General features: G+C 74.7%; 2 protein-coding genes. Both read left to right on the forward strand.

The window, feature by feature from the left end; genetic code table 11:
• Positions 1-1,810 (forward strand): Ig-like domain-containing protein (locus ACFV0Q_RS40155; RefSeq protein ID WP_385012872.1); only part of this gene is annotated, 1,810 nt, incomplete at its 5' end.
• Positions 1,811-1,917: 107 nt separating this feature from the next.
• The gene (locus ACFV0Q_RS40160) at positions 1,918-3,108 is read left to right on the forward strand and encodes an acyl-CoA dehydrogenase family protein (protein ID WP_385012874.1); all 1,191 of its coding nucleotides are present in this window, start codon (positions 1,918-1,920) and stop codon (positions 3,106-3,108) included.
• The last annotated feature ends 139 nt before the right edge of the window (positions 3,109-3,247 follow it).

The following is a 3,247-nucleotide window of genomic DNA, read 5'->3' on the forward strand; positions in this document are numbered from 1 at the left end:
CCTCTTGAGCATGTACCGATCGAAGATCCTGAAGGCGGCCGCCGCGGCCGGCTTGCTGACCGCCGTGATGGCGCCCCTCCCCGCGACCGCCGAGCCGGCGGCCCCGGCCGCCGCCACCCCCTGCGGCACGGGCGGCGCCTTCACCGCCGCGTCGCCGACCTGCACCTACACCGGCGTCGGCACGGACACCTTCACCGTTCCGGCCGGGGTGACCTCGGTGACGGTCGATCTCTTCGGCGCCGAGGGCGGCAGCGCGGCCGGCTTCGTCCTCCCCAGCCCCCCGAACGACGGCGCCCGCGGCGGACTGGGCGGCGAGACCCGCGCGGAGCTGGCCGTCACGGCGGGCCAGGCCCTCCAGATCACCGTCGGCGGAGTGGGGAGTTCCGGCACCTCCCGGCACGGCGAGTTCGCCCGGCCCGGCGGCACCGGCCACGGTTCCGGCGGCGGGGGCGCCCACGGCGGCGGCGGCTCCGGCGGTGGCGCGAGCGACCTGCGTACGGGCGCCTTCGGCGGGGCCGACCGGGTCCTGGTGGCCGGCGGCGGCGGTGGCGCGGGCAACGGCGGGCCGCTGCTGCGCGGCGGCGACGGCGGCGGGCCCGAAGCGGAGCCCGGCGGCCAGGGCGGCGGCCCGGAGGGATCCGGCCTCGCGGGCGGCGGCGGCACCCAGTCGGCCCACGGGGTGGGCGGACCCCGCAACTCCAACGTCGGCGCTCCGGGAGGCGCGGGCAGCGACATCGACCAGTACGGCAGCCAGCCCAACCCCGGAAGCGGTGGCTCAGGCGGCAACGGCGGTGGCGGCGGCAACGGCGGCGGTGGCGGGGGCGGCGGCTACTTCGCCGGTGGCGGCGGCTCCGGCGGCGGCAGGCCCGGCAACTTCTACGGGGCCGGCGGTGGTGGGGGCAGCGGCTTCGCGGCCGCGACGGCCACCGGCGCCACCCTCACCCGGGGCGTCAACCACGGCAACGGCAGGGCGGTCGTCTCCTTCCGGTACGGGGCCTCGGTCACGGTGACCGCGGACACGGCCACCCCGCTGTTCGGGCGGTCCGTCGCCCTCACCGCGACGGTGGCCCCGGCGAACCCGGACGCCGGGACCCCCGGCGGGGAGGTCGCGTTCTTCGACGGGACGACCCCGCTGGGCACCGCGAGGCTCGACGGCGGCCGCGCGAGCATCCGTACCGGCACCCTCCAGCCCTCCGTCCACGCCATCACCGCGCGCTACAGCGGTGACCCGGTCTTCACCCCGGGCACGACGACGGCCCCCGCCGAGGTCACCGTCGGCTTCAGCCGGCCCTGCCTGACGACCGGGCACGCCGGACCGCTGACCGTGGCCTCCGGCGAAGCCGTGTGCATCGCCGAGGGGGGCGGCCAGACCGGCCCGGTCACCGTCCGGCCCGGCGGGTCCCTCTCCGTCACGGAGGGCACGATCACCGGACCTCTGTCCGCCACGGGCGCCCTCGCCCTCACCGTCTGCCACTCGGGCCTCACCGGCCCCGTCTCCGTACAGGGGAGCACCGGCCCGGTGGTCATCGGCTCGGACCGCGCGGCGGCGGGCTGCGCGGGCAACACGATCCGGGGCCCGTTGACCCTCGACGCCAACACCGGGGGTCTGGAGGCGTCCGGCAACACGGTGACCGGCCCCGTACGCGTCACCGGCAACAGCGGCTCCGGGCTGCCGCCGGAGTCCCTCGCCCCCGCGCTGCGCTCCGACCGGATCACCGGGCCGCTGCACTGCGAGGGCAACGCGCCGACACTGCTCCAGACGGGCGTCTCCGTGACGGGCCCCCGTACCGGACAGTGCCGTCCGGCCTGACCTCACGTCCCGCCCGCTGCACGGCCCTTCCCGATTCTTGCAACAGGTTCTAATCTGACCGCCGCCACCACAGCGACCGGCTGGACCGCGAGACTCCCGGAGGGGCCGTGCACCTCGAATACACGCCTGAACAGCAGCGGTTGCGCACCGAACTGCGTGCCTACTTCGCCGAGCTCGTACCGCAGGACGTCTACGCCCGCTACGAGGACCCGGCCGCGCAGAAGCGCTTCTACCGGGAGACCATCCGCCGCCTCGGCGCCGACGGCTGGCTCGGCGTCGGCTGGCCGAAGGAGTACGGCGGGCGCGGCATGTCGCCCATGGACCAGTTCATCTTCTTCGACGAGGCCGCGCAGGCCGTCGTCCCGCTGCCGCTGATGGCGCTGAACACGGTCGGACCCACGCTGATGCGGTTCGGCACCGACGAGCAGAAGGCGTACTTCCTCCCCCGGATCCTCGCCGGGGAGATCGACTTCGCCATCGGATACAGCGAGCCCGACGCCGGCACCGACCTCGCCGCCCTCCGGTGCAAGGCCGTCCGCGAGGGCGACGAGGAGAGCGGCACCTACGTCGTCAACGGCCAGAAGATCTGGACCACCAACGGCGACACCGCCGACTGGGTCTGGCTCGCCGTCCGCACCGACCCGCAAGCCCCCGCGCACAAGGGCATCACCATGCTCCTGGTGCCGACCTCCGACCCCGGCTACTCCTGCACCCTCATCAACACCCTCGCCTCGCACGACACCACCGCCAGCTACTACGAGGACATCCGCGTCCCCGCGAGCCGCCGCGTCGGCCCGGAGAACAAGGGCTGGCGCCTGATCACCAACCAGCTCAACCACGAGCGCGTCACCCTCGCCGCGCACGGCACCATGGCCATCCGCGCCCTGCACGACGTCCAGCGCTGGGCCGCCGGGACCAAGCTCGCCGACGGCCGCCGCGTCATCGACCTGTCCTGGGTCCGAGGCCGCCTGGCCCGCACCCACGCCCGCCTCGACGCGATGAAGCTGCTCAACTGGCAGATGGTGAACGCCGTCCAGTCCGGCACCCTCACCCCGCAGGACGCCTCCGCCGTCAAGGTCTACGGCTCCGAGGCGCGCCGCGACGCGTACGCCTGGCTCATGGAGGTGGTCGGCGCGGCCGGCTCCCTCAAGGACGGCTCGGCGGGCGCGGTCCTGCACGGCGAACTCGAACGCGGCTACCGCAGCGCCGTCATCTTCACCTTCGGCGGCGGCAACAACGAGATCCAGCGCGAGATCATCTCCTGGATCGGCCTGGGCATGCCCCGAGTCCGCCGCTGACGCTTCGCGAGGTATGTCCCCGCGGCGCTCCGCGCCCCGTTCGGGTACCCGTTCCGCGAGTGGTGACTGCCGGGTACGGTTTGGCCATGGATGTTTCCGGAACAAGCGCTACCGATGAGAACACCAGGCGGGCGGTGGC

This window comes from Streptomyces sp. NPDC059564, assembly GCF_042735575.1.
GTDB lineage: Bacteria > Actinomycetota > Actinomycetes > Streptomycetales > Streptomycetaceae > Streptomyces.